Raw genomic sequence first — 25,772 nt, 5'->3', positions numbered from 1 at the left:
TTCCTTTCCTTACTTGATGCGAATGATGCGCGGAACGGCTCCGTAAGTGCCGGCCGGCTTGTTGTCCTGCTCCAGGCGCACCAGGTAGCCGCGCAGCGAATCGACATCGCGCACGCCGGTCGCCGCCTGGTTGCTGCCCTGGCGGAAAGTTACGAAGCCGTCGTTGCCTTCGGCCAGGAAGTTATATACCGCCACGCGGTAGCTGGCGCCTTCATCGATCGTCGCGCCATTCAGCTTGACGCTGTCGCGCACGATGCGCTGGCCCTTCGGCTTGCGGGTATCCCAGGAATAGGTAAAGCCTTCCGAAACCTGCAGCAGGCCCCGTTTGTCGGGCTCGCTGCCGTTCCATTGCCCTTCCAGCAGCGCCAGGATTTGCGCGCCAGTCAGGTTCATCACCACGATCTCATTCCCGAACGGCAGCACAACCTGGGTTTGCGCCACGCTCACCACCTTGTCGGCACCGGCTTCGAGGGTGGTGCGGATGCCGCCGGTATTGGTGAATGCAATCTGCGCGCCCCATTTGCGGGCCGACGCGAGGATGGCGTCCGCAACCACCTGGCCCAGCGGCGATTCGTCTGCATTCGGCATCAACTGCTTGCTGATCGAAGGCACGGCGATCTTCGCCACAGGCTTGTTCAGCTCATCGCTGCTGCGTGCGCGCACTGAAGCGAGCAGCGCATCCACTTCCGGCATGCCGGCATATTTACCCGGCTCCACCACGATATTGCGTGCACTGGCGTCGACCACGGCGCCGGTCCGGCGGTCCACCACCAGCGAGATACGCGACAGCATATGGCCGAACTTTTCAGCCTGCGTCACCAGCTTGCCGTCCACCCGGCACAGGTAGCCAGTGTGCGAATGCCCGCTCACCACCAGCCGTATGGCGGGGTCGAGGCGCTTGACCACGTCGGCGATGTCGCCATCGAGGTCGCTGCAGTACTGCTGGTCGTAGCGAGCCTTGGAATGGCCGCCCTGGTGGATCAGCACCACGAAGACCGTCGCGCCTTGCGCGCGCAGTTCCGGCAGCAGGCGATTGACCGCCTGCGCCTCGTCGATGAATTGCAGGCCGCTGATGCCGCCCGCGGCCACCAGTTCCGGTGTGTCTTTCAGCACGGTGCCGATGAAGGCAACCTTCACGCCTTTCACCTCATCGATGCGGTAGGCAGGCAGCAAGGTCTGGTTGGTGCGGGTGTCGATCACGTTGGCGGCCAGGTAGCTGAACCTGGCGCCATCCCAGGATGGGTTGAATTTGCACGCTTTCTCGGGACGAGGCGAATTTGCGCAGCCGCCCTTGGCCTGGCGCAGCAGCTCCACGCGGCCGGCGTCGAATTCATGGTTACCGACCGAAGTGGCGCGCATGCCGAGCAGGTTCAGGGCCTGGATGGTCGGCTCGTCGGCAAACATCGCCGACATGGCCGGGCTGGCGCCGATCATGTCGCCGGCACCGACCACCACCAGGTCCGGATCTTCCTTGCGCCAAGCCTGTACCGTGGCGGCCACCGCATCGATGCCGCCAGCCTTGGCGGCGTCATCGAAGCGCGAAGCTTCCAGGTGGCCGTGCAGGTCATTCAGGCCGACAAGGGTCAACTCGACCTGGTTATCGGGACGCTGCGTTGCGCAGCCAGCCAGCAAGGCCGCCAAGGCCAGTGGACGCAGGAAAGTCTTCATCGGAAACGTTCTGGATAAAAGGAGATTGTACAGGTCCCGCTGCTCACGGCGCATATCGGGAAACGATATGTTACGCACAAAAAAAACGGGCCTTGCGGCCCGTTTCTGCTTCATGCACTCAAGCTTAGAACTCGTAGCGCAGGGTTGCCTGGATGGCCCACTGCGACTCGCCCTTGACCTGGCGAACTTCGTAGTCTTCCACCGAGTCACGCACGCGGTACACGTACTTGCCGGTAGCTGGATCAACACCTGCGAAGTCCACGAAGGAACGAGCGTGGCCGCCGGCGGAGTTGAAGCCGACTTCGTTGATACGACCCCACTTCTTGTTCAGCAAGTTGCCGACGTTGAAGATGTCCAGGGTAAAGGAAGCCTTGTTGCCAGCGAACAGGCCAGGGATTTCCTGCTTCACGCGCACGTCGAAGGAGTGGGTCCATGGAGCGAACGAATCGTTCCGCTTCACGACGCCGCCCTTGGCGTTGCGCAGGGAACGGTACTGGTCAACAGTGGCCCAGAAGCGGTCTTCGTTGGCGTGGTTGGTTGCAGTGTCGCCAGCGAAGATGACTTCACCCGAACGCGGCGCCGAAGGAATGTACATCAGGTCATTCGAGTTGGTGCCGTCGCCGTTCATGTCGTTGTTGAAGGTCCAGCTGTATGGCTTGCCGGTTTTGCCTTCATAGAACAGGCCGAAGGTGGTGTTGTAGTTACCGAAGAAGGCCTTGCGGAAGTTGACCATCGCGTTGAAGCGATCCTTCACCAGGTACGAGGAGTTGGAAGCAACTTCTTCGTTCGGGTTGAAGGCCGGACGGGAACCGTAGTTCGAGCCGGAGGTCGACGAAGTCAGCGGCGAAACTTCCTTGGCGTCGGTGTAGGTGTAAGCCATCGACCAGCCGAAGCCACCCAGCAGCGGACGGCTCAGGGACACGGTCGCCAGGGTGCTGTCGCCTTCCTTGGTGTTGGTGGCGACCAGTACGTTGCCGTAGTTGGCGTTGCTGTTTGCCTTGCTGCGGGCGCCAGAGCACTGTGGGCTGCCTGGAGCGGTGCCGTTGGTGGTGGTCAGGCTGCCGGTTGCGGTCCAGCAACCTGGCTGCAGCGCCTTGTCGGTGTAGTACAGGGGGCGGCCGTCGGTACCGATCTTCTGTGGAGCACCCAGGTTCAGGTTCTGGTAGTAGATCGAGTCCTTGGTTTTCAGCTTCAGCAGTTCTGCGCCGAATACGACGTTGTACCAAGGCAGTTCGGTATCGAAGGCAATGTTAGCTTTCCAGACGGAAGGCTGACGCAGGCCCTTGGCCAGCACATCGACGTTGGCAACTGGCGGCGAACCACCGGCCAGGGTCGGCTGCTTGGTCACGTCCGGGGTAAAGATGCCGGTCGGGCAGGTCACCGAGGAGCTGCCGCACTGGATGGTCATGGTTGCCACGCCGTTGTTCTGGTATGGGTTGCCCAGCCATACCGACATGGCCGCGCCCTGGAACAGACCGGCGCCACCGCGGATCTGGGTTGGACGCTCGGTGCCCAGTTTGTAGTTGAAGCCAACGCGCGGCTGGAACAGCTTCTGGCCGTCGATCGTGTTGGTGTTGTCGAGGCCGAAACCACCGGTCTGGCGGCCCTGGGTGGCAGCGGTGCCTGCCACTGGAGCAGCAGCCACGGCAGCGTTCTGGGTTGGCGACTCAGGCAGGTCGGCGTAGTCGACACGCACGCCGGCCATCAGGCTCAGGCGATCGTTCACAGTCCAGGTGTCCTGCAGGAACAGGCCATAGGACTTCAGGGTGAAGTGCGCGATGGCGTCGTTGAAGCTGCGGCCAGCTTGCGGCACCTGCACCGAGAAGCTCGATGGACGGCCGTTGGCGTAGTTCTCCAGCACGGCAGCGGTGATTTGCGCGTTGGTCGCGGTACCGCAGCTGATCGGCTTGTTGCCATTGAACGCGTAGTTCACATTGTTCAGGCAAGCGAAGGTGTAGGAACCGTACACGCCCTGCAAGAAGGCGTTGGTGACTTCGTTCTTGTTCAGGTCGCCGCCGAACTTGAGCTGGTGGTCGCCCATCGCCAGGTTGCCGCCCAGGTAAGCGTCCAGGGTCTTGGTGCCCAGCACGTTACGCTGGCGCGAGAACTCGGTACCGAAGTTCAGGAAGCGGTTGCCGGTTGACACGGTCGATGGCGTACCGGCTGGGTTAGGACCGGAGAATTGCAGGCCGATCGACGGCAGGGTCGAGTTCACCGCTGGCACGGAATCATAGTCGCGGGTAGACAGCTTGAATTCGGTCGAGAAGTTCGGGGTCCAGTCGGAGTACAGCTGGGCTACCTTGGTCTCGATCGTCTTCTGTTGCGCGTACCAGTAGGAGTTCAGCGACAGGCCGGTATTGCTCAGGCCCGGGAACTGCGGCTCGGACTGCGCGGTCTTGGACCAGCGCACCATCAGCCGGTGGTCGTCGTTGATGTTCCAGTCCAGCTTGACCAGCTTGTCGGTGACATCCATTGCCAGGCCTTCAGGGATCTGCGAAGTGCCGGCGTCAAAGCCATACTTGGTCCTGGAAATGTCTTGTGCCTGGGCAATCGCGTCCGGGGTGATGCCGACGTTGGTCATGCTCGAACCCAGTGGGCCGAACTGCGGCGCAGCGCGCGACGATTCCAGTTTCTCGTAGCCGGCGAACAGGAACAGCTTGTCCTTGATCAGCGGCAGGCCTACGGTCGCGCCCTTGGTGGTCTCCTTGAACGGCGCCGGTGCGGTGTAGGTATCGGTCGACAGGTTGTAGCGGTCGCCTGCCAGGGTGTCGTTACGGAACACGTAGTAGACCGAGCCCTTCACCTTGTTGGTGCCGGACTTGGTCACGGCGTTGATGTTGCCGCCGGTGTAGCCCTTCTGGGTGACGTCGTAGTTGGCGACGTTCACCTGCACCGACTGGATCGCTTCGATCGAGATCGGCTGCTTGGCGGTTGGGGAACCGTTGGCTTCCAGGCCGAATGTGTCGTTCACAGCCACGCCGTCGATGGTCATCGAGTTGAAGCGCGAGTTCTGGCCGGCGATCGACATTTCGCCACGTTCCTTGTCGGTCTGGGAAACGCGTGGGTCGGCACGGGCGTAGTCTTGCAAGTTGCGGTTGATCGAACCCTGGATGGCCAGTTCGGAAGCGCTGATCGAGGTCTGCGTGCCCATATTGGTGCGCGAGAACTTCTCGGCACGTGCGGCGTTGGCGCCGGCGATGGTCACGGTCTGCATGGCCTGGCCGATGGTGGCGTCCACGGCAGCGGTTTCAGCAACTTCAACGTAGACGTTTTCACGCTTTTCGGAAACGCCGTTCTTGGTAATGGTGATCGTGTACGGACCGCCGGCGCGCAGGCCGCGTGCGATGTAGCGGCCTTCGCTGTCGGTGACGACATTGCTTGCCGAGCCAGACTCTACGTGCAGCACGGTAACGGTTGCGCCAGCTGCTGGCTTGCCGTCAGCAGCAGAAATACGACCGCCGATGGCGGAAGTCGTGTTCTGCGCGAATGCCGGAGCGGCAAACACGAGAGACAGGCTAAACGCGATTTGCGTCAGCCGGAGCCGTTTATGATTCATCATTGATATACCCCAAAAGAGAACAAAATATTGGTAAATGTCGGCAACATGCTGCTTGCCGCATTTGCGCTTTTTACTAATGTTGCAAAAATAGTAGCCGCCCAGCGATTTTAGGCACCGTTGATGACAAGGGTGCGACAGCTATATGACATTTGTGTGACGACCGGGACTTCCCAAGTGCAGTAGACGTATCTTTCCGTCAACTATGCCTGAAAGCCGCGTTTGAACACAAATTCATTTTCCCTTGCGTATTTATACGTAGGGAAAATAAATTGCCGTTCGTTATACGCTTTCCTGCAATTACCGGGGCTGTTAAGGCGGAATTATAAAGAAATGCACGCCTCTGGAGAATTTTATAAGGTTGCAGGCGGCGTAAGGGAGGCGCGCACTTGTGGCGAAAGGGCCACAAGTACGGCTAAAGAGGAGCTTACTTCAGCGAAGTTGCCACGTCGGCTTCGAACTTGGCGAAACGGCCGTCGAGTTGTTTCAACAACCGTTGTTTATCGGCGTCGGACAGGAAACCATAGCGAATGCTGTCATATGACAGCTTTTTGACCTCGGCGTAGCTGGTCTTGTAGCGGCTGGCGAACAACAGGTATTCGTTCGACAGTGTGTTACGGCTGACGCCGGTATCATCGCTCGACAGCACGAACGGCACGCCGTACTTGCGGTAAATGTTAACCGGATGCGCCTCCCCTTTCACACCGAGGATGAATTCGTTTGAAGTCAGGTTCACTTCCACCGGAATATTCTTCTCGCGCATCTTCTTCAACAGGGCCAGCGGCTGGCGCTCGTAAGCAATGTCCATGCCATGGCCGATGCGGCGGGCGCCGGCGATCTCGATCGCTTCGGCGATGTGGAACTTCAGGCCTTCCGGCGGCACCTGGCCCAGGGCCAGCTCGCCCGCGTGCAGCGACAGCTTCACGTTCGGGTATTTGGCGCTCAGGAATTTATACATGCGCATGTGCAGGTGGTAGTCGCGCATCGAGACCGGGTAATGCTCCGCGCCCACAATGTTCACCGACACCACTTTAGGATTCTGGCTAGCGATCTTGAAGCCGGCAGCCATCTGCGAGAACACGATCGACGGCGACAGGAAGCGCAACACGAAAGGCTGGTAGCGCATGGTGAAGTTTTCATCGTCGATGCCGGCGCTGCTGCTATCGACGTAGGCGCTGTAGTCGGCGATGCCCTTGTTGAAGGCCGGGCTGGCTTCCAGCTTGGCCAGGTAGGCAGCGAAGGCCGCTTCATCGTTCAGCTTGCCGTCGAATTCGGCGTCGAAAGTGATGGGGGCGATCTCGAACACGGTTTCGATATAGCCCACGTTTTCCGCGATCGCGCGCTCTTTCAGGCGTTTCTGGCCGTCATTGCCATTGGTTGAGGCCACGTCGTTAAAGCGCGGGAATGTGGTAAAGAAAGCCAGGTCGGGCGCCAGCTGGTCTTCGCTGTGGTTGTAGAAGTCCATGGTGGACCACTTGTGCAGGAGGGCGCGGTAAGCTACCGGGTCCTGCTCGAGTTGGGCCACGGTCGCGCAGTTCTTGCGGTCGGCAGCCTTGTCGGCCTGCACGCTCCAGCTGGTCTTGTCGACGCAGTAGCCAAGCTTGTCGACCCATTCCAGGTACTGCTCGGCGTAGATGGAGCCGGAATAATGGTGATGCAGGTCGCCGCCCTTCGGCATATTGTTGAAGAACATGGCCAGTTCCGCCGTCTTCGGCGCCGGGCCGGAGACCAGCGAGGCGAAATGGCGCGCGGTGATGTCGGCGTTCGATGCCGCGCCGGCCGTCGGCGCGGCAAAGGCGGCGGATACCGCGGCGGCAAGCAGGAGGCTGCTGAATGGCTTATGCATATTCTTTCCTAGGCGTGGTGGAGGCGGTCAGCCCTGCCCGCGCGCATGCACCAGGCGGCCGCCCGAATAGGTCGCCGCTACGGCGCGGTCATCCCCCAGCAGCGCCAGGGCGAACAGCTGTTCTTCCAGGCTGTCGGTGTTGGCGCTGCGGCGTGCCAGCAGCGGCGTGGCCTGCGGGTCGATCACGATAAAGTCCGCTTCGCGGCCGGCGGCAAAACTGCCGATCGTGTCTTCCAGGTGCAGGCTGCGCGCGGCACCCAGCGTCGCCAGGTAGAACATGCGCATGGCAGGCAGGTAGCTGCCCTTCAAGCGCGCTACTTTATAGGCTTCATTCATCGTTTGCAACATGCTGAACGAAGTGCCCGCGCCGACGTCGGTGGCCAGCGACAGCAGCATGCCCGCCTTGTCGGCCTGCTCGAAGTCGAACAGGCCGGAGCCAAGGAACAGGTTGGAGGTCGGGCACACGGCGGCCGCGGCCTTCGCTTCGGCCATGCGCGCGCGATCGGTTTCGTCCAGCCAGATGCAGTGACCGTAGACGGCGCGCGGGCGCATCATGCCGTAGCGGTCGTATACGTCGAGATAGCTGCGCGCCTGCGGGAACAGTGTCTTGACCCAGGCGCATTCTTCCTTGTTCTCCGAGACGTGGGTTTGCAGGAAGGTGTCGGGGTACTTCTGCGCCAGCTCGCCTGCCAGTTGCAGCTGGGTTTCCGTCGACGTCGGGGCGAAGCGCGGCGTGATGGCGTAAAGCGAGCGCCCCTTCTTATGCCAGCGCTGGATCAGGGCTTCACTTTCCTCGGCGCCGCGTTCGGCGGTGTCGCACAGGAAGTCCGGGCAATGGCGGTCCATCATGACTTTGCCGGCGATCATGCGCAGCCCGCGCTTTTCGCTGGCGGTGAAGAAGGCGTCCACCGATTGCGGGTGCACGGTGCCGTAGACCATGGCAGTCGTGGTGCCATTGCGCAGCAACTCATCGAGGAAGAACTCGGCCACCTGGGCGCCATGCGCCGGGTCTTCGAACTGGCGCTCGGTGGGGAAGGTGTATTGCTCGAGCCACGGCAGCAGGCCGGGCGCCGGCGAGGCGATCATGTCGGTCTGCGGGTAGTGCACGTGGCTGTCGATGAAACCGGGCATGATGATCTTGCCGCGGCAGTCCTTCACTTCGGTGCCGGGCGGCAGGGTTGGCGCCAGCGTGGCGTAGTCGCCCGCAGCCTGTACCTTGCCATCGGCCACGATCAGCAGGCCGTCCTCATGCCAGGCGTGGGCGTGTTCGATGAAGGCCGGATCGGCGTGAAAATGCAGCAAGCCTGCTCGGTAGGCTTGCACGCTGGTGTTTTTGCTCATTGCTAGTCTTTCGCCTGGGATTCCCAGACCATCAGTAATTGGGCGGCGACCGAGGCGGCAATCACCGCCGGCGCCTTGTCGATGATACCCGGTAGGCCGATCGGGCATACCATGTCTTGCGTGCTCAGTCCCTTCGCCTCAAGACGCGAGGTGAATTGGGCGCGCTTGGTTTTGGAGCCGATCAGGCCGAACCAGCCGACCTTGGGGCGGCGCAGGATCGCCTCGCTCAGTTGCAAGTCCAGTGCGTGGCTGTGGGTCAGCACCAGGTAGCTGGCATGGTCGGGCGCCTCGTCCACGCAGGCTTCCGGCGCGTCGGTGGCTTCGATCGTGACGTTGCCTGGCACTTCGGCCGGGAACATGGCGTCGCGCTCGTCGACCCATGTCACGCTGCACGGCAGCTCGGCCAGTGCGCGCACGATCGCGGCGCCGACGTGGCCGGCGCCGAACAGGACCAGGTGCGCGCGCGGCGGCTTGACAGGATCGACCAGCCAGCGGCGGCCACCGGCGTCGGTATGGATATGCGTTTCCTTGTGCTGCTCGTCCACCAGCCGGCATTCCGCTTCGCCGTCGATGGCGCTGATGCGGCAGCTGTCCTGGCGGCGGCGTTGGCGCAGCTGCGCCATGGCCTCTTCCAGGCCGCCGCTGACCGTCTCGAAGAGCAGCCAGACCACGCCGCCGCAGCATTGGCCCAGGCTTGGTCCCAGCGGGAAGCGCTCTAGGTGCGGCGCCACCGCGCGTCCGGCGCGGCGGGCGGCGATCATTTCGCGCGCGATGGCGAAGGCCTTGTGTTCCAGGTGGCCGCCGCCGATAGTGTCGAACTGTCCGCTGGCGGTGACCAGCATGTGCGTTCCCGCCTCGCGCGGCACCGAACCTTCGGCGCGCGCGACCGTGACGAGTACCGCCGGTTCCCCGGCTGGCGTCAACCAGTCAGCCATTTCAGCCTGCCGCAGAAGGTGATTCGCCTTCGACTGCCGCGATGGCGCGCAGGATTTCTTCGCTGGTCGCAGGGGCGTTCAGCGGAGGATTGACGCGATGCCCGCCAACTGCGGAAATCGCATCGCGGATGGCAAAGAATACCGAGAACGGCAGCAGCAGCGGCGGTTCGCCCACCGCTTTCGAGCGATGGATCGAATCCTCCACATTGCGGTTCTGGAACAGCTTGACGCGGAAGTCTTCCGGGCAATCGGAAATGCCGGGAATCTTGTAAGTGGACGGCGCATGCGTCATCAGCTTGCCGGCACCGTTCCACCACAGCTGCTCGGTAGTCAGCCAGCCCATGCCCTGGATGAAGGCGCCTTCCACCTGGCCGATATCGATGGCCGGGTTCAGCGACTGGCCGGCATCGTACAGCGCGTCGGCGCGCAGCAGCTTCCACTCGCCGGTCAGCGTGTCGACCACCACTTCCGACACGGCGGCGCCGTAAGCGTAGTAGGAGAATGGGTGGCCGCTCATGGTCTTCGGGTCCCAGTGCAGGTTCGGCGTCGCATAGTAGCCGTCGGACCAGAGCTGCACGCGGGCCAGGTAAGCCTTCTGCACCAGCGCTTCGAACGGCACGCTCTGGCCGTTCACGTGGATTTCGTTGGCGAAGAAGCGCACATCGGCCGCCTCGCCGCCCAGCGTTTTCGCGGCAAACGCCGCCAGCCGCTCGCGGATCTGGCGCGCCGCATCCTGCGCCGCCTTGCCGTTCAGGTCCGCGCCGGTGGACGCCGCCGTGGCCGAGGTATTCGCCACCTTGCTGGTATCGGTTGCCGTGATGCGCACGCGTTCCAGGTCGAGGCCCAGTTCGTGCGCGACCACCTGCAGCACCTTGGTGTTGATGCCCTGCCCCATCTCGGTGCCGCCATGGTTGACCAGCACCGAGCCGTCGACATAGACGTGCACCAGCGCGCCCGCCTGGTTCAGGTGAGTGACATTGAAGGCGATGCCGAATTTGACCGGCGTCAGCGCCACGCCGCGCTTCAGCACCGGGCTGCTTGCGTTGTACGCGGCCACCGCAGCGCGGCGTGCGCGGTATTCGCTGCTTTGCTCCAGCTCCGCCACCAGCTCGTGGATGACGTTATCGACGATCACCTGGCCATAAGGCGTTTCGTTGCGCTCGGTCTTGCCGTAGAAGTTGAGACGGCGGATATCCAGCGGGTCCTGTCCCAGGTTGCGCGCGATTTCGTCGATCACGTATTCGATGGCGATGGCGCCCTGCGGGCCGCCGAAGCCGCGGAAAGCGGTGTTCGACTGGGTATTGGTCTTGCCGCAGGCGGCATGGATTTCAACGTCAGACAGGTAGTAGGTATTGTCGAAGTGGCAGACGGCGCGCGTGGCAACAGGCCCTGACAGGTCGGCCGAGTAGCCTGCGCGCGAAGTCATGTCGACCCTGGCAGCCACGATGCGGCCCGCGTCGTCGTAGCCCACTTCGTACTCGTAGTAGAAGCAGTGGCGCTTGCCGGTGACCATCATGTCGTCATCGCGGTCGGCGCGTAGCTTGACCGGCTTGCCGGTGCGCGTCGCCGCGATCGCCGCCGCGGCGGCCCACAGCGCGGACTGCGATTCCTTGCCGCCAAATCCGCCTCCCATGCGGCGGCATTCCACCGTCACATGGTGCGAATGCAGGCCGAGCGCATGCGCCACCACGTGCTGCATTTCGCTCGGGTGCTGGGTCGAGCATTGCACCAGCATGCCCTTGCCCTCTTTCGGGATGGCATAGGCGATCTGGCCTTCAAGGTAGAACTGTTCCTGGCCGCCGACGTACAGCTGGCCCTTGACCGTGTGTGGCGCCTTCTCGAACGCAGCCTGCGCATCGCCGCGCAGCAGCTTCATTGGCGGCAGCACGTAGGAGGCGGCAGCCTTGGCCTGCTGCGGCGTCAGGATGGCCGGCAGCTCTTCGTAGCCGACCACGCCGCGCTTGGCGGCACGGCGGGCGTTGGCATGCGAGTCGGCGACCACGATGAAGATCGGCTGGCCGACATACTGCACCAGGCCATCGGCCAGGATCGGGTCGTCGTGGATGATCGGACCGCAGTCATTGGTGCCCGGGATGTCGGAGGCTGTGTACACCGCGACCACGCCAGGTGCGGCGCGCACGGCGTCCAGGTCCAGCGAAGTAATGCGGGCATGGGCCTTGGACGACAGGCCGAGCGCTGCATGCAGGGTACCGCGAACTTCGGGAATATCGTCGGTATAGGTCGCCTGGCCCAGCACATGCAGCTCGGCCGATTCATGCTTGCGCGGAATGCCGACGCCGGTCCAGGTGGCGGCCTTCAGTTCAGGAGTGACGGGATGGTTCATGCTGGCTCCTTCATTCTTTCTCCATTACGCACTGACAGCGAAGGCGTTGACGGCATCGGCCGCCAGCGGCGCATCATTGCGCGTCTCGAGCCAGAAGCGGCGCAGCAGGTTCTGCGCGGTCTTCATCCGGTATTCACTGCTGGCACGCATATCGCACAAAGGCGCATAGTCGCGCGCCAGTGCGCCCATGGCGTCGGCGAGCGCGGCCTCGTTCCAGGCGCGCCCGTTCAGCGCCGCTTCCGCCTGCGCCGCCCGCCTAGGGGTGGCGGCCATGCCGCCAAAGGCGATGCGCGCCTCGGCAACCGCCTCGCCGTCCATGCGCAAGGCGAAGGCCGCGCAGACGGCGGAAATGTCCTGGTCGAAGCGCTTGGCCAGCTTGTACGTGCGGAAGCGCACGTCCTCGCTCGGCAGGGGCACGCGTACTGCCTGCACGAATTCGCCAGGCTGCAAGTCCTTCTTCATGTAATCGAGGTAGAAGTCTTCCAGCGCCAGCACGCGCTCGCCGGCCGCGCCGCACAGCACCACTTGCGCGCCGAGGGCGATCAGCCATGGCATGGAATCGCCAATCGGCGAGCCGTTGGCGACGTTGCCGCCCAAGGTACCTGCATTGCGGATCGGCAGGGAGGCAAAGCGCTGGCGCAGCTCGCCCAGTTCGTTCGGGTAGTGCTGGCACAGGGCGTCGTAGGCGTCTTCCAGCGAAACGCCGGCACCGATTTCGATGGAACCTTCGTCCACCCGCAGCACCTTCAATGCATCGACGTGGCCGAGGTAAATGATGTCGCCCAGGTCGCGCATCTGCTTGGTGACCCACAGGCCGACGTCGGTGGAACCGGCCAGCAGCACGGCGGACGGATTGGCCGCACGCAGCTGGATCAGCTCATCGAGGGTGCGCGGGGCCAGGAAAGTCTGGCCATGTGCGCTGTAGACAGCCAGCGCATCGCGCTTGAGTGCTTCGAGCTGCTCCGCCACGCGAGCCGCGTCGAATTCAACGTTCGGCAATTCGACCATGCGCTGGGCAGCGTCGATGATCGGGCGGTAGCCGGTGCAGCGGCACAGGTTGCCGGACAGGCAGTCGTCGATTTCCTTGCGCGAGGCACATTGGCCTTCTTTTTTCAGGTACAGGCCCCACAGCGACATGGCAAAGCCCGGCGTACAGAAGCCGCATTGCGAGCCATGGCATTCGACCAGCGCCTGCTGCACCGGATGCAGGGCGCCGTTGGCCTGCTGCAGGTCTTCCACGGTAAACAGAGCCTTGCCGTCCAGCGTAGGGGTGAGCTGGATGCAGGAATTGACCGCTTTCAGCTCCAGCTTGCCGTCGACCACGCTGCCCAGCACCACGGTGCAGGCGCCGCAATCGCCTTCGGCGCAGCCTTCCTTGGTGCCGGTGCAGTGCAAGTCTTCGCGCAGGTGCTGCAGCACAGTCTGCGTTGGGGCAGCGTCTCGTACTTCATGCACGGCGCCGCGGTAGTAAAAGCGGATCGGTTCTGACATCTTGTCCTCGCAGGTCTCCTAGCTTGCAAGATAACATTACCGCACCCCATCCATATATGAAATCCCTGATTTTGAATATCAGGCGTTTCGCATATAAGGATGGTGCTTGTGCCAGTGCTCGGCAATGTCGATGCGGCGCGTGATCCACACCTTGTCATGGCTTTGCACGTAGTCGAGGAAGCGCGCCAGGGCGGCAGCGCGCGCCGGACGGCCCACCAGGCGGCAATGCAGGCCGATCGACAGCATTTTCGGCTGGTTCAGGCCATCCGGGTCCCCTTCCTTATAGAGTACGTCGAATGCGTCCTTGAGGTAATCGAAGAATTGCGTGCCGCTGTTAAAGCCTTGCATGGCGGCAAAGCGCATATCGTTGGTATCCAGGGTGTACGGCACGATCAGTTGCGGCGTCACGGCCGGCTTGCCGTCGGCACCGGTGTGCGCCACTTCCTGCCAGAACGGCAGGTCGTCGCCGTAATAGTCGGCGTCATAGCGGAAGCCGCCATGCTCGACCACCAGCCGGCGCGTATTCGGCGAATCGCGGCCTGTGTACCAGCCCAGCGGGGCGCTGCCGGTCAGCTCCTTGATGATCTGCACCGCTTCCTTCATATGGGCGCGCTCGGTCTCCTCGTCCATGTTCTGGTAAGTGATCCAGCGCAGGCCGTGGCAGGCAATCTCATGGCCCAGCTCCTGGAAGGCGGCCACCGCTTCAGGGTGGCGCTGCAGCGCCATCGACACGCCGAAGATGGTCAGCGGCAGCTTGCGCTCCTCAAACATGCGCAGGAGCCGCCACAGGCCGGCGCGCGAACCGTACTCATAGATCGATTCCATGCTCATATGGCGGTTCGGGAAAGCGGCCGCGCCGATGATCTCAGACAGGAAGGTCTCCGAGGCGGGGTCGCCGTGCAGAACGCTATTCTCGCCGCCCTCTTCGTAGTTCAGCACGAATTGCAGGGCCACGCGGGCCTGGCCTGGCCATTGTGGATGGGGTGGATTGCGGCCGTAGCCGACGAGGTCGCGCGGGTAATTGCTCATGACAGGTCCGGGATTAAAGGTATATGCGCAATAATATATTGGCGTTATGGCACCGGTATATGATCTGCCGGATAAGCAAAATAAGGAATGCAAAATGGGAAAACTGAGCACTCACGTCCTCGATACCGCCAACGGACGTCCCGCCGCCGGCGTGCATGTGGCGCTGTATGCGCTGGCCGGCAGCGCCCGCACGCTATTGAAGGAGGATGTGACCAATGCCGATGGCCGCTGCGGCGCGCCGCTGCTGGAGGGCGACACCATGCAGCCTGGCCGGTATGAGCTGGTGTTCGGCGCGGGAGACTATTTCGCGGCGCTCGGCGTGGACTTGCCTGCGCCGCGCTTCATCGACCAGGTGACGATCGCCTTCGGCATCGCCCATGCGGACCAGAACTACCACGTTCCGCTGGTGGTGTCGCCGTGGGCCTATTCGACCTACCGCGGCAGCTAGTCCACTATCCGCGCAGCATGACGGCGCGCTCGCCGCGCCGCGCTTTCCGCTGCAGCTGCACCAGGCCGTACAGCAAGGCTTCCGGCGTCGGCGGGCAGCCGGGCACGTAGACGTCGACCGGCACGATACGGTCGCAGCCGCGCACCACGGAATACGAATAGTGGTAATAGCCGCCGCCATTGGCGCAGGAACCCATCGACACCACATAGCGCGGTTCGGCCATCTGATCGTATACCTTGCGCATGGCGCGCGCCATCTTGTTGGTCAGGGTGCCAGCGACGATCATCAGGTCGGCCTGGCGCGGCGAAGGCCGCGGGCACATGCCGAAACGGTCCATGTCGTAGCGCGCTGACGCGGCTTCCATCATTTCCACCGCACAGCAGGCCAGGCCGAAGCTCAGGTACCACAGGCTGTTGGTGCGGACCGTTTCCATCAGCGCGTCCAGCGAAGTGAGCACGTAACCGTCGCGCTCCAGAGTAGCTTCCAGTTCCATTTCATTCCCCTTTCGTAGCGTCGCCACGGTACCGGGGAAGGAGGGAAAAATATTGTACGGAGGCGACATGCGCCGCGGCTGTCAGTCCCCGCGCGTGACGATGGCGCGCGAAGCCTCGTCATAACGCATCAGGCGCATGGTCCCGCTGGCGTCGGCAGCCGCTTCCAGCAGCGCCTTGGGCGCCATGCCGGTGTACTGGATGAAATCACGCACCATATGGGCCTGGTCATGATAACCGCAGTCGACGGCGAGCCGGGTCAGGCCGCCGTGCCGCGGCGGCGCGGCGATCATGCTCGACAAGGCACGGATATAGCGCAGCATGCGCTTGCCATCGCGCAGGCTCTGGCCGTAGCTGGCCATCACGCGACGCTCCAGCTGGCGCACGCTGATGCCGACACGGGTGGCGATTTCGTCGGCAGGCAGGGCCATCAGCAGCGGCGGCAAGGTGAATGGTTGCGCGCCGCGCCTGAAGCCGGCTTCGCGCACTGCCAGCCGCCGCGTCAGCCAATCAGCCATCAGGGCAACCCAGCCGGCGCTGTCGCCGCCGGCGCGCAGCCCCTCCTCCAGCGCGCAAGTGCCGCTCCAGTCGGGCGCGGCATCGGCCAGCAGCACCACGGCGTCGCGCAGTTCGCCGGGAGGCACGTCCAGCAGGCGGCCCAGCTGGCCCACGTCGATCACCGCGCTGATGAAGGTGGTGCCGGGCTCCCAGACCGCCGGCGTATGCGCAGACATCGGCCCGGTGATGAAGGGGGCGGTCTGCAGCCGCTCGCGCCCGTCCACGCCGCTGAAGCGCGAGCCGCCGCGGACGAAGAAGGTAATCATGGGGCAGGGAGAGGCCGGCACCAGCACCGCGCCCGGGCTGTTTCTTTCGACATGAAAATAGCGCACCACCCCCGCCAGCTGCGGCGGCGGAACCAGGGCCAGGCGCATCGGCGCCAGAATTGCATCCACGTCACGCATGGCCAGCATTATAGGGGGCTTCGCCCAGGCGTGCTGGCCGCGGCGACGACGCGGCCGGGGCCAGCGCCATGTTAGAATCGTCCCCTTACTGACTCGTCATTACGACCCTTGGATACCGTTCCCTTGTGGGCGCAATTTGCCGTCCTCGCCTTCCTGATCCTCGCCTCGGCCTTCTTTGCCATGGCCGAAACTGCCCTGATGGCGGCCAATCGCTTCCGCCTGCGCCACCAGGCCAAACGCGGCAGCCGCCGCGCCATCGCTACCCTGTGGCTGCTCGAACGCACCGAACAATTGCTGTCGCTGGTCCTGGTCGCCAACACCCTGATCAACGCCATGGCCATTGCCCTCGCCACGGCCATCGCCATTACCCAGTTCGGGCTGGAGCAGCACGTGATCCTGCTGTCGACCGTGATCGTGGTGTTCATCCTGATCGTGCTGGCCGAAATCTCGCCCAAGATCGTCGGCGCCCGCTATGCCGACCAGATCGTGCTGCCTGCTTCGCTGGTGCTGCGCCCGCTGCTGTCGGTCTCCAAGCCATTGCTGTGGTTCGTGCACCTGTTCGTCAATACCTGGCTGCGCCTGTTCCGCATCAAGCCCACTGGCCAGATCCAGGAAGGCAATCTGTCACCGGACGAGTTGCGTTCGGTGCTGCTGGAAAACGGCAGCTTCATCCCGAAAAAGCACAAGAGCATCCTGCTCAACCTGTTCGACCTCGACACCATCTCAGTGGAGGACATCATGACCCCGCGCGCCCACATCGAGGCGCTGGACCTGGCCATGCCGGTGGACGACATCAAGTCCCAGCTCACCACCTGTTTCCACAACAAGCTGCCGGTCTATGACGGCGAGATCAACCGGATCGTCGGCATCCTGCACGTGCGCAAGGCCATCGCCCTGCTGAACGAGCAGGACGAACTGACGGTCGAACATTTCCGCAAGCTGCTATCCGAACCCTTCTTCGTCCCGCAGGACACGCCGGCCTTCGCCGCCCTGCAGAACTTCCAGGAGAACAAGGAGCGCCTGGCCATCGTGGTCGACGAGTACGGCGAGGTGCAGGGCCTGGTCACGCTGGACGACATCATCGAGGAAATGATCGGCGAATTCACCACCTCCACCCCAAGCGCAGCGCGGGCCGACAGCTTCGGCTGGGACGAGCACGGCGAATGCCTGCTGGAGGGCAGCACGGCATTACGTGACATTAACAAGCGTCTGGGTTTAAACTTTCCGCTTGATGGGCCCAAGACGTTGAACGGCATGCTGTTAGAAGTATTGCAAGACATTCCCGATGCCCCCATTTCCATCAAAGTGGTCGATTGCATCGTGGAAGTGGTGCAAGCACAAGACCAGGCCATTAAAGTAGTGAAATTGCGACGTCCGGAGTTCCGCCAGGCAGAGTGAACCGTGCGGACCTTTACAAAAATGATGCCTACAGGCATCATCCGGAGACTCACTCTTTATTAATATTCTGATAGTGCGCTCCTATGGCAGCAGTCCAACCCACCTCGGCGTCTGGTTCCCCTATGTCGGGACTGGCCCGGGCCCTGATGCAAGCGGGGCGTCTTACCCCGCCGCAAGCGGACGCGCTGAACAAGAAGGCTATTGCCGAAAAGTCAACGTTTATTGATGTACTGCTGGCTGGCGGTACCATCAACGCGCGCGACTTGGCCGCCTTCTGTGCCGAAACGTTTGCCTACCCGCTGCTCGACCTGAGCGCCATCAACCCCGAAATCCTGCCGCCCAAGGCCATCGATACCCGCCTGATGGCAACCCAGCGCGTGATTCCGCTGGCCAAGCGCGGCAACAAGATGTCGGTGGCGCTGTCCGACCCGACCAATATCCAGGCCCTGGACCAGATCAAGTTCCAGGCCGAATCGACCGTGGAACCGGTCATTGTGCAGCACGACGTGCTGCTCAAGCTGCTGGAAACCCTGACCAAGAGCTCGACCCAGACCGTCCTCGAGATGACGGGCGACGACGCCGAAATCGAGTTCGCCGAAGAGGAAAGCGCGTCCCAGGCGCAGGGCGCTGGTGCCGACGCCGAGGTGGAAGACGCGCCGATCGTGCGTTTCCTGAACAAGATGCTGATGGATGCGGTCAATATGGGCGCGTCCGACTTGCACTTCGAGCCTTATGAGAAGTTTTACCGCATCCGTTTCCGGGTCGATGGCAACCTGATCGAACACGCCCAGCCGCCGACCTCGATCAAGGACAAGCTGGTGTCCCGCATCAAGGTGCTGTCCAAGCTCGACATCTCGGAAAAGCGCGTGCCGCAGGATGGCCGCATGCGCCTGATCGTGTCGTCCACCAAGACCATCGACCTGCGCGTGTCGACCTTGCCGACCCTGTTCGGCGAAAAGACCGTGATGCGTATCCTGGATGCCACCCAGGCCCAGATGGGCATCGATTCGCTCGGCTACGACCCGGACCAGAAGGAGATCCTGCTGGACGCCGTGCACCGCCCTTACGGCATGGTGCTGGTGACCGGCCCGACCGGCTCGGGCAAGACGGTGTCGCTGTACACCTGCCTGAACATCCTGAACAAGCCCGGCATCAATATCTCGACCGCCGAAGACCCGGCCGAGATCAACCTGCCCGGCGTCAACCAGGTCAACGTCAACGACCGGGCCGGCCTGACCTTCCCGGTGGCGCTGAAAGCTTTCCTGCGCCAGGATCCTGACATCATCATGGTCGGCGAGATCCGTGACCTGGAAACGGCGGACATCGCGATCAAGGCTGCGCAGACCGGCCACATGGTGTTCTCCACCCTGCACACCAATGACGCGCCGTCGACCCTGACGCGCTTGATGAACATGGGCGTCGCGCCCTTCAATATTGCCTCCTCGGTCATCCTGATCACGGCGCAGCGCCTGGCGCGCCGCCTGTGCACCTGCAAGAAGCCGATCGACATCGCTCCGGAGCTGCTGCTGAAAGCAGGCTTCAAGGATGAGGACCTGGATGGCAGCTGGAAACCTTACGGCCCGGTGGGCTGTGAGCGCTGCAACGGCTCGGGCTATAAAGGCCGGGTCGGTATCTACCAGATCATGCCGATCACGCCCGCGATCGAAGCATTGATCCTGGCACACGGCAACGCGATGCAGATCGCGGCGCAATCGGAATCAGAAGGCGTCAAGTCCCTGCGTCAATCGGGCCTGGTCAAGGTCAAGAACGGACTGACCAGCCTGGAAGAAGTGCTGGGCTGCACCAACGAATAGGAAATAGGATATGGCTACTGCGGGCACCGCGAAAGAACAGATATTCACCTGGGAAGGCAAGGACAAGACCGGCAAGACCGTGCGCGGAGAAATGCGCGCCGGTGGCGAAGCCGTGGTCAACGTGACCCTGCGCCGCCAGGGCATCATGGCCACCAAGATCAAGAAAAAGGTCTACCGGACAGGCAAGAAGGTCACCGAAAAGGACCTGACCCTGTTTACGCGCCAGCTTGCGACCATGATGAAGGCCGGCGTGCCGCTGCTGCAGGCCTTCGACATCGTCGGCAAGGGACACTCCAATCCTTCGGTATCGAAACTGGTGCTGGATCTGCGTGCCGACATCGAGACCGGTACCAGCTTGAACATGGCGTTCCGCAAGTACCCACTGTACTTCGATCCGCTGTTCTGCAACCTGGTGGCAGCCGGCGAACAGGCAGGTATCCTGGAAGACCTGCTGACCCGCCTGGCCATCTACAAGGAAAAGACGCTGGCCATCAAGGCCAAGATCAAGTCGGCCCTGACCTATCCGATCGCCGTGCTGGCAGTGGCCTTCATCGTGACCTCCGTGATCATGATCTGGGTGGTGCCGGCCTTCAAGGAAGTGTTCAGCAGCTTCGGCGCCGACCTGCCGGCGCCGACCCTGTTCGTGATGACGATCTCGGATTACTTCGTCAAGTACTGGTACCTCATCTTCGGCAGCCTGTTTGCCGGGCTGTATTTCTTCTTCCAGAGCTGGCGCCGTTCGGCAAAGATGCAGGCCACGATGGACCGCCTGCTGCTGAAGGTTCCCGTGTTCGGCGAAGTGATCCGCAAGGCAACCGTTGCGCGCTGGACCCGCACCCTGTCGACCATGTTCGCCGCCGGCGTGCCGCTGGTGGAATCGCTGGATTCGGTGGGCGGCGCTGCCGGCAACAACGTCTACCTGGAAGCGACCAAGAAGATCCAGACCGAAGTCAGCACCGGTACCAGCCTGACCGTGGCCATGCAAAATGCCGACGTGTTCCCGACCATGGTGACCCAGATGGTGGCCATCGGTGAAGAATCCGGTGCGCTCGATGCGATGCTGGGCAAGGTGGCCGACTTCTACGAAGATGAAGTGGACGAGGCGGTCGCCCAGCTGTCGAGCCTGATGGAGCCGATGATCATGGTGGTCCTGGGCGTGGTGATCGGCGGCCTGGTGGTTGCGATGTACATGCCAATCTTCAAACTCGGCTCGGTGGTGTAAGCAGCATGCAAGACGTATTCATGCTGTTCTCGCCGCCAGCAACGCTGGCCGCCGCCCTGGTGGCCGGCATCCTTGGCCTGCTGGTCGGTAGTTTCCTGAACGTGGTGATCCACCGCGTGCCGGTCATGATGCAGCGCGAGGCCGACAAGTTCTGCGCCAGCGAGCGCAATGAACCGGAGCCGCATCCGGAACGCTACAACCTGGTGGTGCCGCGTTCGGCCTGCCCGCATTGCGGCCACCAGATCACGGCGCTGGAAAACATCCCGATCATCAGCTGGCTGGTGCTGCGCGGTCAATGCAGCTCCTGCAAGGCGCCGATTTCGGCGCGCTATCCAGCGATCGAGGCCCTGAGCGCCCTGCTGTCGGCCGGCCTGGTGTGGCACTTCGGCTTCGGCTGGACCGGCATGGCCACCCTGGTCTTCGGCTGGCTGCTGATCGCGATGACCTTCATCGACTTCGACACCCAGCTGCTGCCGGACGACCTGACCTATCCGCTGCTGTGGCTTGGCCTGCTGGTCAATGTGAAGGGCATGTTCGTGCCCCTGCAGGATGCCGTGCTGGGCGCAGCCGCCGGTTATATGGCGCTGTGGTCCGTGTACTGGCTGTTCAAGCTGGTGCGCGGCAAGGAAGGCATGGGCTACGGCGACTTCAAGCTGCTGGCCGCGCTGGGTGCCTGGATGGGCTGGCAGATGCTGCCGGCGATTATCCTGCTGTCCTCGGTGGTCGGCGCACTGGTCGGCATCGGCATCATCATCGCCTCGCGCATGGGCTTCGACCACAAGATCCCGTTCGGCCCCTACCTGGCCGGCGCCGGCCTGGCGGCATTGTTCTTCGGCCAGCAGATCACCCCCATCCTGTACGGCCCCGCCCTGACATGACGGCGCGCTTCGTGGTCGGCCTGACAGGCGGCATAGGCAGCGGAAAAAGCCTGGTTGCCAATATGTTTGCCGACCGCGGCGCCAGCATCGTCGACACCGACCAGATTGCCCACACCCTGACCGGGCCCAATGGCGCCGCCATGCCCGACATCCTGGCCGAATTCGGCTCCCACATGGCCGACAGCCGCGGCGCCATGGACCGCGCAAAAATGCGCGAGCTCGTGTTCCGCGAACCGCCAGCCAAGCGCCGGCTGGAAGCCATCCTCCACCCCATGATCCGCGACGCCACCCTGGCCGCGACTGCCGATGCCAGCGGCGACTACGTGATGCTGGCCATTCCCCTGCTGGTCGAATCCGGCGCCTGGAAGCAGCGCGTCGACCGCGTGCTGGTAATCGACTGCCCGGAAGAAGTCCAGGTGGCGCGCGTGATGGCGCGCAATGGCCTGGCCGAAGACCAGGTGCGGGCCATCATGGCCACCCAGGTACCGCGCGCGGTACGGCTGGCAGCGGCCGACGATGTCATAGACAATGGCGGCAGGATCGAAGCTTTAACCCCTCAAGTAGACCGTTTGCATGGTTTTTATCAGCAATATTTGTAATTTTGCTTCGCATAGTTCAGAATCACGAGATTATTAATAGGTCTTCGACACGAGGGATGCTTTGATCGTTTACGAATATCCTTTCAATGAGCGCATCCGCACCTTGCTGCGCCTGGAGGATCTATACGAGAAGTTCAAGTTCTTCGTGCATCAGGAACACCCGATGCAGCACCACGTCGCTTTGGCCACCATCTTCGACATGCTCGAAGTGGCCGGGCGGGCCGACCTGAAATCCGATCTGCTGCAAGAACTCGAGCGCCAGCGCCAGAGCTTGCTGGGCTACCGCTCCAACCCGAACGTCCAGGCCGAAATGCTGGACGCCATCCTCGCCGAACTCGACAGTGTTTCAAGCGCCCTGGTCGCCTCGCAAGGCAAGACCGGCCAGAACGTGCGCGACAACGAATGGCTGATGAGCATCCGCGGCCGCACCATCATCCCGGGCGGCGCCTGCGAATTCGACCTGCCTTCCTATTTCGCCTGGCAAAAGCAGCCGGCCGAGAAGCGCTTCAACGACATCGTCACCTGGTTCAACCCGCTGGCGCCGCTGTTCGACGCCCTGGCCCTGGTGCTGCGCCTGCTGCGTGACTCCGGCGCCCCGGTGAAAATGATCGCCAATGCCGGCAGTTACCAGCAGATGCTACAAGGCAAGGTCTACCAGATGCTGCGCCTGTCGGTCGACGAAGCACTGGGCGCGATTCCCGAGATCTCGGCCAACAAATACATGCTGTGGGTGCGCTTTACTTCCCAAGGCGGCGACCTGAAACCCAAGCCGCTGGAAGAAGATGTACCATTCGAGCTCACCCTCTGTAATTTCTAAGCACCATGCCTACTGTCGTTGAATGCCCCACCTGCCATGCCAAGGTAGAGTGGACGGAAGCCAATAAATACCGCCCCTTCTGCAGCGAACGCTGCAAGATGATCGACCTTGGCGCCTGGGCCGAGGAAAAATACACCATCCCCGGCGCCGCCCCCACCGATCCGCTCGACGAAGAATCAAAATGAAAGTCGGGGTCAGGTCTGGCAATCCGCCAAAATGGCGGATTGCCAGACCTGACCCCGACTTTTAATACCGTACTTTGTCTAACCACTCCAGCAATGGAATCGTGGCGGGCAGCAGCGGTTCGACGCCTACCGTTCCCTGCCAGGCGAAGGCCTGGCCTTCCAGGCTTTGCGGCTCGCCGCTCCATTCGCGGCTGATGAAGAAATGCAGCCGCACGTGGGCGTGCGGGTAGACGTGCTCGACGCCGCACCATTCTTCCGCACTCTGGATATGGATGCCCAGCTCCTCAACAAATTCGCGCTTGAGCGCTTCCAGGATGGTCTCGCCCGGGTCGACTTTCCCGCCCGGGAATTCCCAGTAGCCGGCGTAGGGCTTGCCTTCAGGGCGCTGTCCAAGCAGGACGTCGCCATTGGGCTGCATCAGGATGCCGACTGCGACATCGATCGGGCGCGCAGTCATTTCAATCTCCCTGCGTAATCGCGTGCAAACTGCCAGGCCACGCGGCCCGAGCGCGAACCGCGCTGCAACGCCCATTGCAGGGCTTCGGCGCGGGCGTCGGCGATCTGCGGCACGCTGCAGCCGAAGGCGGCCAGCCAGTGCGCCACGATGCCCAGGTAGTCGTCCTGCTTGAACGGGTAGAAGGACAGCCAGAGGCCGAAGCGCTCGGACAGCGAAATCTTTTCTTCCACCGTTTCGCCCGGATGCAGGTCGCCATCATCGTCATGCGTGTAGGTGGCATTGTCGGACATACGCTCGGGCATCAGGTGCCGCCGGTTGGAGGTGGCGTAAATCAGCACGTTGTCGATCACGGCCGACACCGAGCCATCCAGCGCCACCTTCAGCGCCTTGTAACCGCTCTCCCCTTCCTCGAACGACAGGTCGTCGCAGAACACCACGAAGCGCTCCGGGCGGCCTGCTACCAGGTCCATGATGTCGGGCAGGTCGTGCAGGTCGGCCTTGTCGACTTCGATCAGGCGCAGGCCTTGCGGCGCGAACGCCGCCAGGCAAGCCTTGATCAGCGAAGACTTGCCGGTGCCGCGCGCGCCGGTCAGCAATACGTTGTTGGCGGGCTTGCCCTCCACGAACTGGCGCGTGTTCTGTTCGATCTGCGCCTTCTGGCGGCCAATGTGCTGCAAGTCGTCAAAGGCGATTTTCGCAGGGCGCGGCACAGGCTGGAGAAAGCCGGTGTGGCCCCGCTTGCGCCAGCGGAAGGCGGTGGAGGCCAGCCAGTCCGGCGCTGCGGCGGCAGGCGGCACGATGGCTTCCACGCGCGCCAGCAATGCCTCGGCGCGCTTGAGGAATTGGTCGAGTTGGTGCGACATCCGCTCAGGAACGGTAGTCGGCGTTGATCGACACGTAGTCGTGTGACAGGTCGCAGGTATAGACCGTGGAAGCGGCGGTGCCGCGCGCCAGCTTCACACGCACGGTGATCTCGCTTTGCTTCATCACGCGCTGGCCGTCTTCTTCCTTGTAGTCCGGGTTGCGGCCGCCGTCCTTGGCCACCCATACGTCATCCAGGTAGAGGTTGATCTTGCTGACATCCAGGTCGTCCACGCCGGCGTAGCCGATGGCGGCCAGGATGCGGCCCAGGTTAGGGTCGGACGCGAAGAAGGCTGTCTTCACCAGCGGCGAGTGGCCGATCGAGTAGGCGATCTTGCGGCATTCGGCGGTGTCCTTGCCGTCTTCCACGGTGATGGTCATGAACTTGGTGGCGCCTTCGCCGTCGCGCACGATCGCTTGCGCCAGGAATACCGACAGTTCGGTGACGGCAGCGGCCAGCGCCTTGTATTCAGGCGAATCGACGGAGTCCACCACCAGGGTGCCGGCGCCGGTGGCAACCAGCATGAAGGAGTCATTGGTCGAGGTGTCGCCGTCGATGGTGATGCAGTTGAAGGACTTGTCGGCCGCTTCCTTGACCAGCACGTCCAGCACCGGCTGCGATACCTTGGCGTCGAAGGCCAGGTAGCCCAGCATGGTGGCCATGTTCGGCTTGATCATGCCCGCGCCTTTGGAAATGCCGGTCATGGTGACCTTGTGGCCGGCGACATCGACCGTGCGCGAACCGGCCTTGGGCTGGGTGTCGGTGGTCATGATCGCTTCGGCGGCGTTGAACCAGTTGTCCAGCTTGAGGTTCTGGATGGCTTTCGGCAGGCCGGCCACGATTTTTTCGACTGGCAGCGGCTCCAGGATCACGCCGGTGGAAAACGGCAGGATCTGCTGCGCATCGCAGCCCAGTTCCTTGGCCAGCGCGGCGCAGGTGGTGCGCGCGTTGGCCAGGCCCGATTCGCCGGTGCCGGCGTTGGCATTGCCGGTATTGATCATCAGGGCGCGGATCGGCTTGCCGCCGGCTTTCACGGCCGCCAGGTTTTCCTTGGAAATCTGCACAGGCGCGGCGCAGAAGCGGTTCAGCGTGAATACGCCGGACACAGTGGCGCCATCGGCCAGCTTCAGGACCAGCACGTCCTTGCGGCCCGGCTTCTTGATGCCAGCTTCGGCATAGCCAAGCTCGATACCGGCAACCGGCTTCAGGTCAGCGGCAACTGGGATAGGGGAATTGACGGCCATGTTTTCTTCTCAATCTTGATAGGGAACGAAGCTGTTATTTTAAACGCACGCGCATTTCAGTGCGCAGTGCAATAACGCCAATCAAAGAACTCAAAAACCCCACAGTTTCTAGAAGCTGCTCTCTATTTGTGCAGGTTCCAATTCAATTTGGTGCAATTTTAGTTTATTCTAGGAAACTGCCATAA

Annotated in this window: 21 protein-coding genes; 8 read left to right on the top strand and 13 right to left on the bottom strand. The window is 62.6% G+C overall.

What is annotated here, in order from left to right; genetic code table 11:
* Positions 1 to 9: 9 nt before the first annotated feature.
* From ACN9MW_RS07815 to puuE, 8 genes are all read right to left on the bottom strand, one after another.
* Positions 10 to 1,668: a bifunctional metallophosphatase/5'-nucleotidase gene (locus ACN9MW_RS07815; protein WP_426169436.1), complete on the bottom strand. Its 1,659-nt coding sequence runs from the start codon at positions 1,666 to 1,668 to the stop codon at positions 10 to 12.
* Positions 1,669 to 1,792: 124 nt separating this feature from the next.
* A complete protein-coding gene (locus ACN9MW_RS07810) occupies positions 1,793 to 5,227 on the bottom strand; it encodes a TonB-dependent receptor domain-containing protein (protein ID WP_426169434.1) in 3,435 nt (1,144 codons plus the stop codon).
* A gap of 424 nt (positions 5,228 to 5,651) precedes the next feature.
* Positions 5,652 to 7,070, bottom strand: coding sequence for an adenosine deaminase family protein (locus ACN9MW_RS07805; protein ID WP_426169432.1), 1,419 nt, complete (start codon positions 7,068 to 7,070; stop codon positions 5,652 to 5,654).
* A 27-nt stretch (positions 7,071 to 7,097) separates the two neighbouring features.
* A complete protein-coding gene (gene guaD / locus ACN9MW_RS07800) occupies positions 7,098 to 8,411 on the bottom strand; it encodes a guanine deaminase (protein ID WP_426169429.1) in 1,314 nt (437 codons plus the stop codon).
* Positions 8,412 to 8,413: 2 nt separating this feature from the next.
* Positions 8,414 to 9,346: a xanthine dehydrogenase accessory protein XdhC gene (gene xdhC / locus ACN9MW_RS07795; RefSeq protein ID WP_426169427.1), complete on the bottom strand. Its 933-nt coding sequence runs from the start codon at positions 9,344 to 9,346 to the stop codon at positions 8,414 to 8,416.
* A gap of 1 nt (position 9,347) precedes the next feature.
* Entirely contained in the window at positions 9,348 to 11,690 is a 2,343-nt protein-coding gene (xdhB, locus tag ACN9MW_RS07790; RefSeq protein ID WP_426169424.1) for a xanthine dehydrogenase molybdopterin binding subunit, read from the bottom strand.
* Positions 11,691 to 11,714: 24 nt separating this feature from the next.
* Positions 11,715 to 13,181, bottom strand: a complete 1,467-nt coding sequence (gene xdhA, locus ACN9MW_RS07785) for a xanthine dehydrogenase small subunit (protein ID WP_426169421.1) — start codon at positions 13,179 to 13,181, stop codon at positions 11,715 to 11,717.
* Between the two features lie 78 nt (positions 13,182 to 13,259).
* Positions 13,260 to 14,210 carry an allantoinase PuuE gene (gene puuE / locus ACN9MW_RS07780; protein ID WP_426169419.1) on the bottom strand — a complete coding sequence of 317 codons (951 nt, stop codon included), beginning with the start codon at positions 14,208 to 14,210 and terminating at the stop codon, positions 13,260 to 13,262.
* Positions 14,211 to 14,304: 94 nt separating this feature from the next.
* On the opposite strand from puuE, the gene uraH reads away from it, so the two are divergent.
* A complete protein-coding gene (gene uraH, locus ACN9MW_RS07775; RefSeq protein WP_426169416.1) occupies positions 14,305 to 14,658 on the top strand; it encodes a hydroxyisourate hydrolase in 354 nt (117 codons plus the stop codon).
* Between the two features lie 4 nt (positions 14,659 to 14,662).
* On the opposite strand, the gene ACN9MW_RS07770 is transcribed toward uraH, so the two are convergent.
* Together ACN9MW_RS07770 and ACN9MW_RS07765 are read right to left on the bottom strand one after the other, a co-directional pair.
* Positions 14,663 to 15,151, bottom strand: coding sequence for a NuoB/complex I 20 kDa subunit family protein (locus ACN9MW_RS07770; RefSeq protein ID WP_426169413.1), 489 nt, complete (start codon positions 15,149 to 15,151; stop codon positions 14,663 to 14,665).
* A gap of 81 nt (positions 15,152 to 15,232) precedes the next feature.
* On the bottom strand, positions 15,233 to 16,120 hold the full coding sequence (locus ACN9MW_RS07765) for a helix-turn-helix domain-containing protein (RefSeq protein ID WP_426169411.1): 888 nt from the start codon (positions 16,118 to 16,120) through the stop codon (positions 15,233 to 15,235).
* A 99-nt stretch (positions 16,121 to 16,219) separates the two neighbouring features.
* Between ACN9MW_RS07765 and ACN9MW_RS07760 the strand changes: the two genes are divergently transcribed.
* The 7 genes from ACN9MW_RS07760 (at position 16,220) to yacG (ending at position 23,024) form a co-directional block, all read left to right on the top strand.
* Positions 16,220 to 17,509 carry an HlyC/CorC family transporter gene (locus tag ACN9MW_RS07760; protein ID WP_426169409.1) on the top strand — a complete coding sequence of 430 codons (1,290 nt, stop codon included), beginning with the start codon at positions 16,220 to 16,222 and terminating at the stop codon, positions 17,507 to 17,509.
* 122 nt (positions 17,510 to 17,631) lie between these two features.
* Positions 17,632 to 19,323, top strand: coding sequence for a type IV-A pilus assembly ATPase PilB (gene pilB, locus ACN9MW_RS07755; RefSeq protein WP_426169406.1), 1,692 nt, complete (start codon positions 17,632 to 17,634; stop codon positions 19,321 to 19,323).
* 10 nt (positions 19,324 to 19,333) lie between these two features.
* Positions 19,334 to 20,545, top strand: coding sequence for a type II secretion system F family protein (locus tag ACN9MW_RS07750; RefSeq protein WP_426169404.1), 1,212 nt, complete (start codon positions 19,334 to 19,336; stop codon positions 20,543 to 20,545).
* A 5-nt stretch (positions 20,546 to 20,550) separates the two neighbouring features.
* Positions 20,551 to 21,423, top strand: a complete 873-nt coding sequence (locus ACN9MW_RS07745) for a prepilin peptidase (RefSeq protein WP_426169402.1) — start codon at positions 20,551 to 20,553, stop codon at positions 21,421 to 21,423.
* Positions 21,420 to 22,022 carry a dephospho-CoA kinase gene (gene coaE, locus ACN9MW_RS07740; RefSeq protein WP_426169399.1) on the top strand — a complete coding sequence of 201 codons (603 nt, stop codon included), beginning with the start codon at positions 21,420 to 21,422 and terminating at the stop codon, positions 22,020 to 22,022. Before ACN9MW_RS07745 ends, coaE begins: the two co-directional genes overlap by 4 nt.
* A 61-nt stretch (positions 22,023 to 22,083) precedes the next feature.
* Complete coding sequence (gene zapD / locus ACN9MW_RS07735; RefSeq protein ID WP_426169396.1) at positions 22,084 to 22,839, top strand: cell division protein ZapD; 756 nt, start codon at positions 22,084 to 22,086, stop codon at positions 22,837 to 22,839.
* A 5-nt stretch (positions 22,840 to 22,844) separates the two neighbouring features.
* On the top strand, positions 22,845 to 23,024 hold the full coding sequence (yacG, locus tag ACN9MW_RS07730; RefSeq protein WP_426169393.1) for a DNA gyrase inhibitor YacG: 180 nt from the start codon (positions 22,845 to 22,847) through the stop codon (positions 23,022 to 23,024).
* Between the two features lie 61 nt (positions 23,025 to 23,085).
* Here the strand turns inward: yacG and mutT are convergent, their stop codons facing one another.
* Genes mutT through argJ form a run of 3 tightly spaced genes read right to left on the bottom strand, consistent with a single transcriptional unit; the run spans position 23,086 to position 25,587 of the window.
* A complete protein-coding gene (gene mutT / locus ACN9MW_RS07725; RefSeq protein ID WP_426169391.1) occupies positions 23,086 to 23,481 on the bottom strand; it encodes an 8-oxo-dGTP diphosphatase MutT in 396 nt (131 codons plus the stop codon).
* Positions 23,478 to 24,344 (bottom strand): ATP-binding protein, encoded by an 867-nt coding sequence (locus ACN9MW_RS07720; protein ID WP_426169388.1) that lies wholly within the window; start codon positions 24,342 to 24,344, stop codon positions 23,478 to 23,480. The genes mutT and ACN9MW_RS07720 overlap by 4 nt, the downstream gene beginning before the upstream one ends.
* 4 nt (positions 24,345 to 24,348) lie before the next feature.
* Complete coding sequence (gene argJ / locus ACN9MW_RS07715) at positions 24,349 to 25,587, bottom strand: bifunctional glutamate N-acetyltransferase/amino-acid acetyltransferase ArgJ (protein ID WP_426169385.1); 1,239 nt, start codon at positions 25,585 to 25,587, stop codon at positions 24,349 to 24,351.
* Positions 25,588 to 25,772: the final 185 nt, after the last annotated feature.

This window comes from Pseudoduganella sp. R-34 (genome assembly GCF_049904655.1).
Lineage (GTDB): Bacteria > Pseudomonadota > Gammaproteobacteria > Burkholderiales > Burkholderiaceae_D > Rugamonas.
Note: the sequence above shows the minus strand (reverse complement) of the source record. Positions and strands in the feature narration are given on the sequence as shown.

Coding starts and splice junctions, on each gene's coding strand:
- ACN9MW_RS07815 (WP_426169436.1), bottom strand. CDS start 1,668: ATGAAGACTTTCCTGCGTCCACTGGCCTTGGCGGCCTTGCTGGCTGGC.
- ACN9MW_RS07810 (WP_426169434.1), bottom strand. CDS start 5,227: ATGATGAATCATAAACGGCTCCGGCTGACGCAAATCGCGTTTAGCCTG.
- ACN9MW_RS07805 (WP_426169432.1), bottom strand. CDS start 7,070: ATGCATAAGCCATTCAGCAGCCTCCTGCTTGCCGCCGCGGTATCCGCC.
- guaD (WP_426169429.1), bottom strand. CDS start 8,411: ATGAGCAAAAACACCAGCGTGCAAGCCTACCGAGCAGGCTTGCTGCAT.
- xdhC (WP_426169427.1), bottom strand. CDS start 9,346: ATGGCTGACTGGTTGACGCCAGCCGGGGAACCGGCGGTACTCGTCACG.
- xdhB (WP_426169424.1), bottom strand. CDS start 11,690: ATGAACCATCCCGTCACTCCTGAACTGAAGGCCGCCACCTGGACCGGC.
- xdhA (WP_426169421.1), bottom strand. CDS start 13,181: ATGTCAGAACCGATCCGCTTTTACTACCGCGGCGCCGTGCATGAAGTA.
- puuE (WP_426169419.1), bottom strand. CDS start 14,210: ATGAGCAATTACCCGCGCGACCTCGTCGGCTACGGCCGCAATCCACCC.
- uraH (WP_426169416.1), top strand. CDS start 14,305: ATGGGAAAACTGAGCACTCACGTCCTCGATACCGCCAACGGACGTCCC.
- ACN9MW_RS07770 (WP_426169413.1), bottom strand. CDS start 15,151: ATGGAACTGGAAGCTACTCTGGAGCGCGACGGTTACGTGCTCACTTCG.
- ACN9MW_RS07765 (WP_426169411.1), bottom strand. CDS start 16,120: ATGCTGGCCATGCGTGACGTGGATGCAATTCTGGCGCCGATGCGCCTG.
- pilB (WP_426169406.1), top strand. CDS start 17,632: ATGTCGGGACTGGCCCGGGCCCTGATGCAAGCGGGGCGTCTTACCCCG.
- ACN9MW_RS07750 (WP_426169404.1), top strand. CDS start 19,334: ATGGCTACTGCGGGCACCGCGAAAGAACAGATATTCACCTGGGAAGGC.
- ACN9MW_RS07745 (WP_426169402.1), top strand. CDS start 20,551: ATGCAAGACGTATTCATGCTGTTCTCGCCGCCAGCAACGCTGGCCGCC.
- coaE (WP_426169399.1), top strand. CDS start 21,420: ATGACGGCGCGCTTCGTGGTCGGCCTGACAGGCGGCATAGGCAGCGGA.
- yacG (WP_426169393.1), top strand. CDS start 22,845: ATGCCTACTGTCGTTGAATGCCCCACCTGCCATGCCAAGGTAGAGTGG.
- mutT (WP_426169391.1), bottom strand. CDS start 23,481: ATGACTGCGCGCCCGATCGATGTCGCAGTCGGCATCCTGATGCAGCCC.
- ACN9MW_RS07720 (WP_426169388.1), bottom strand. CDS start 24,344: ATGTCGCACCAACTCGACCAATTCCTCAAGCGCGCCGAGGCATTGCTG.
- argJ (WP_426169385.1), bottom strand. CDS start 25,587: ATGGCCGTCAATTCCCCTATCCCAGTTGCCGCTGACCTGAAGCCGGTT.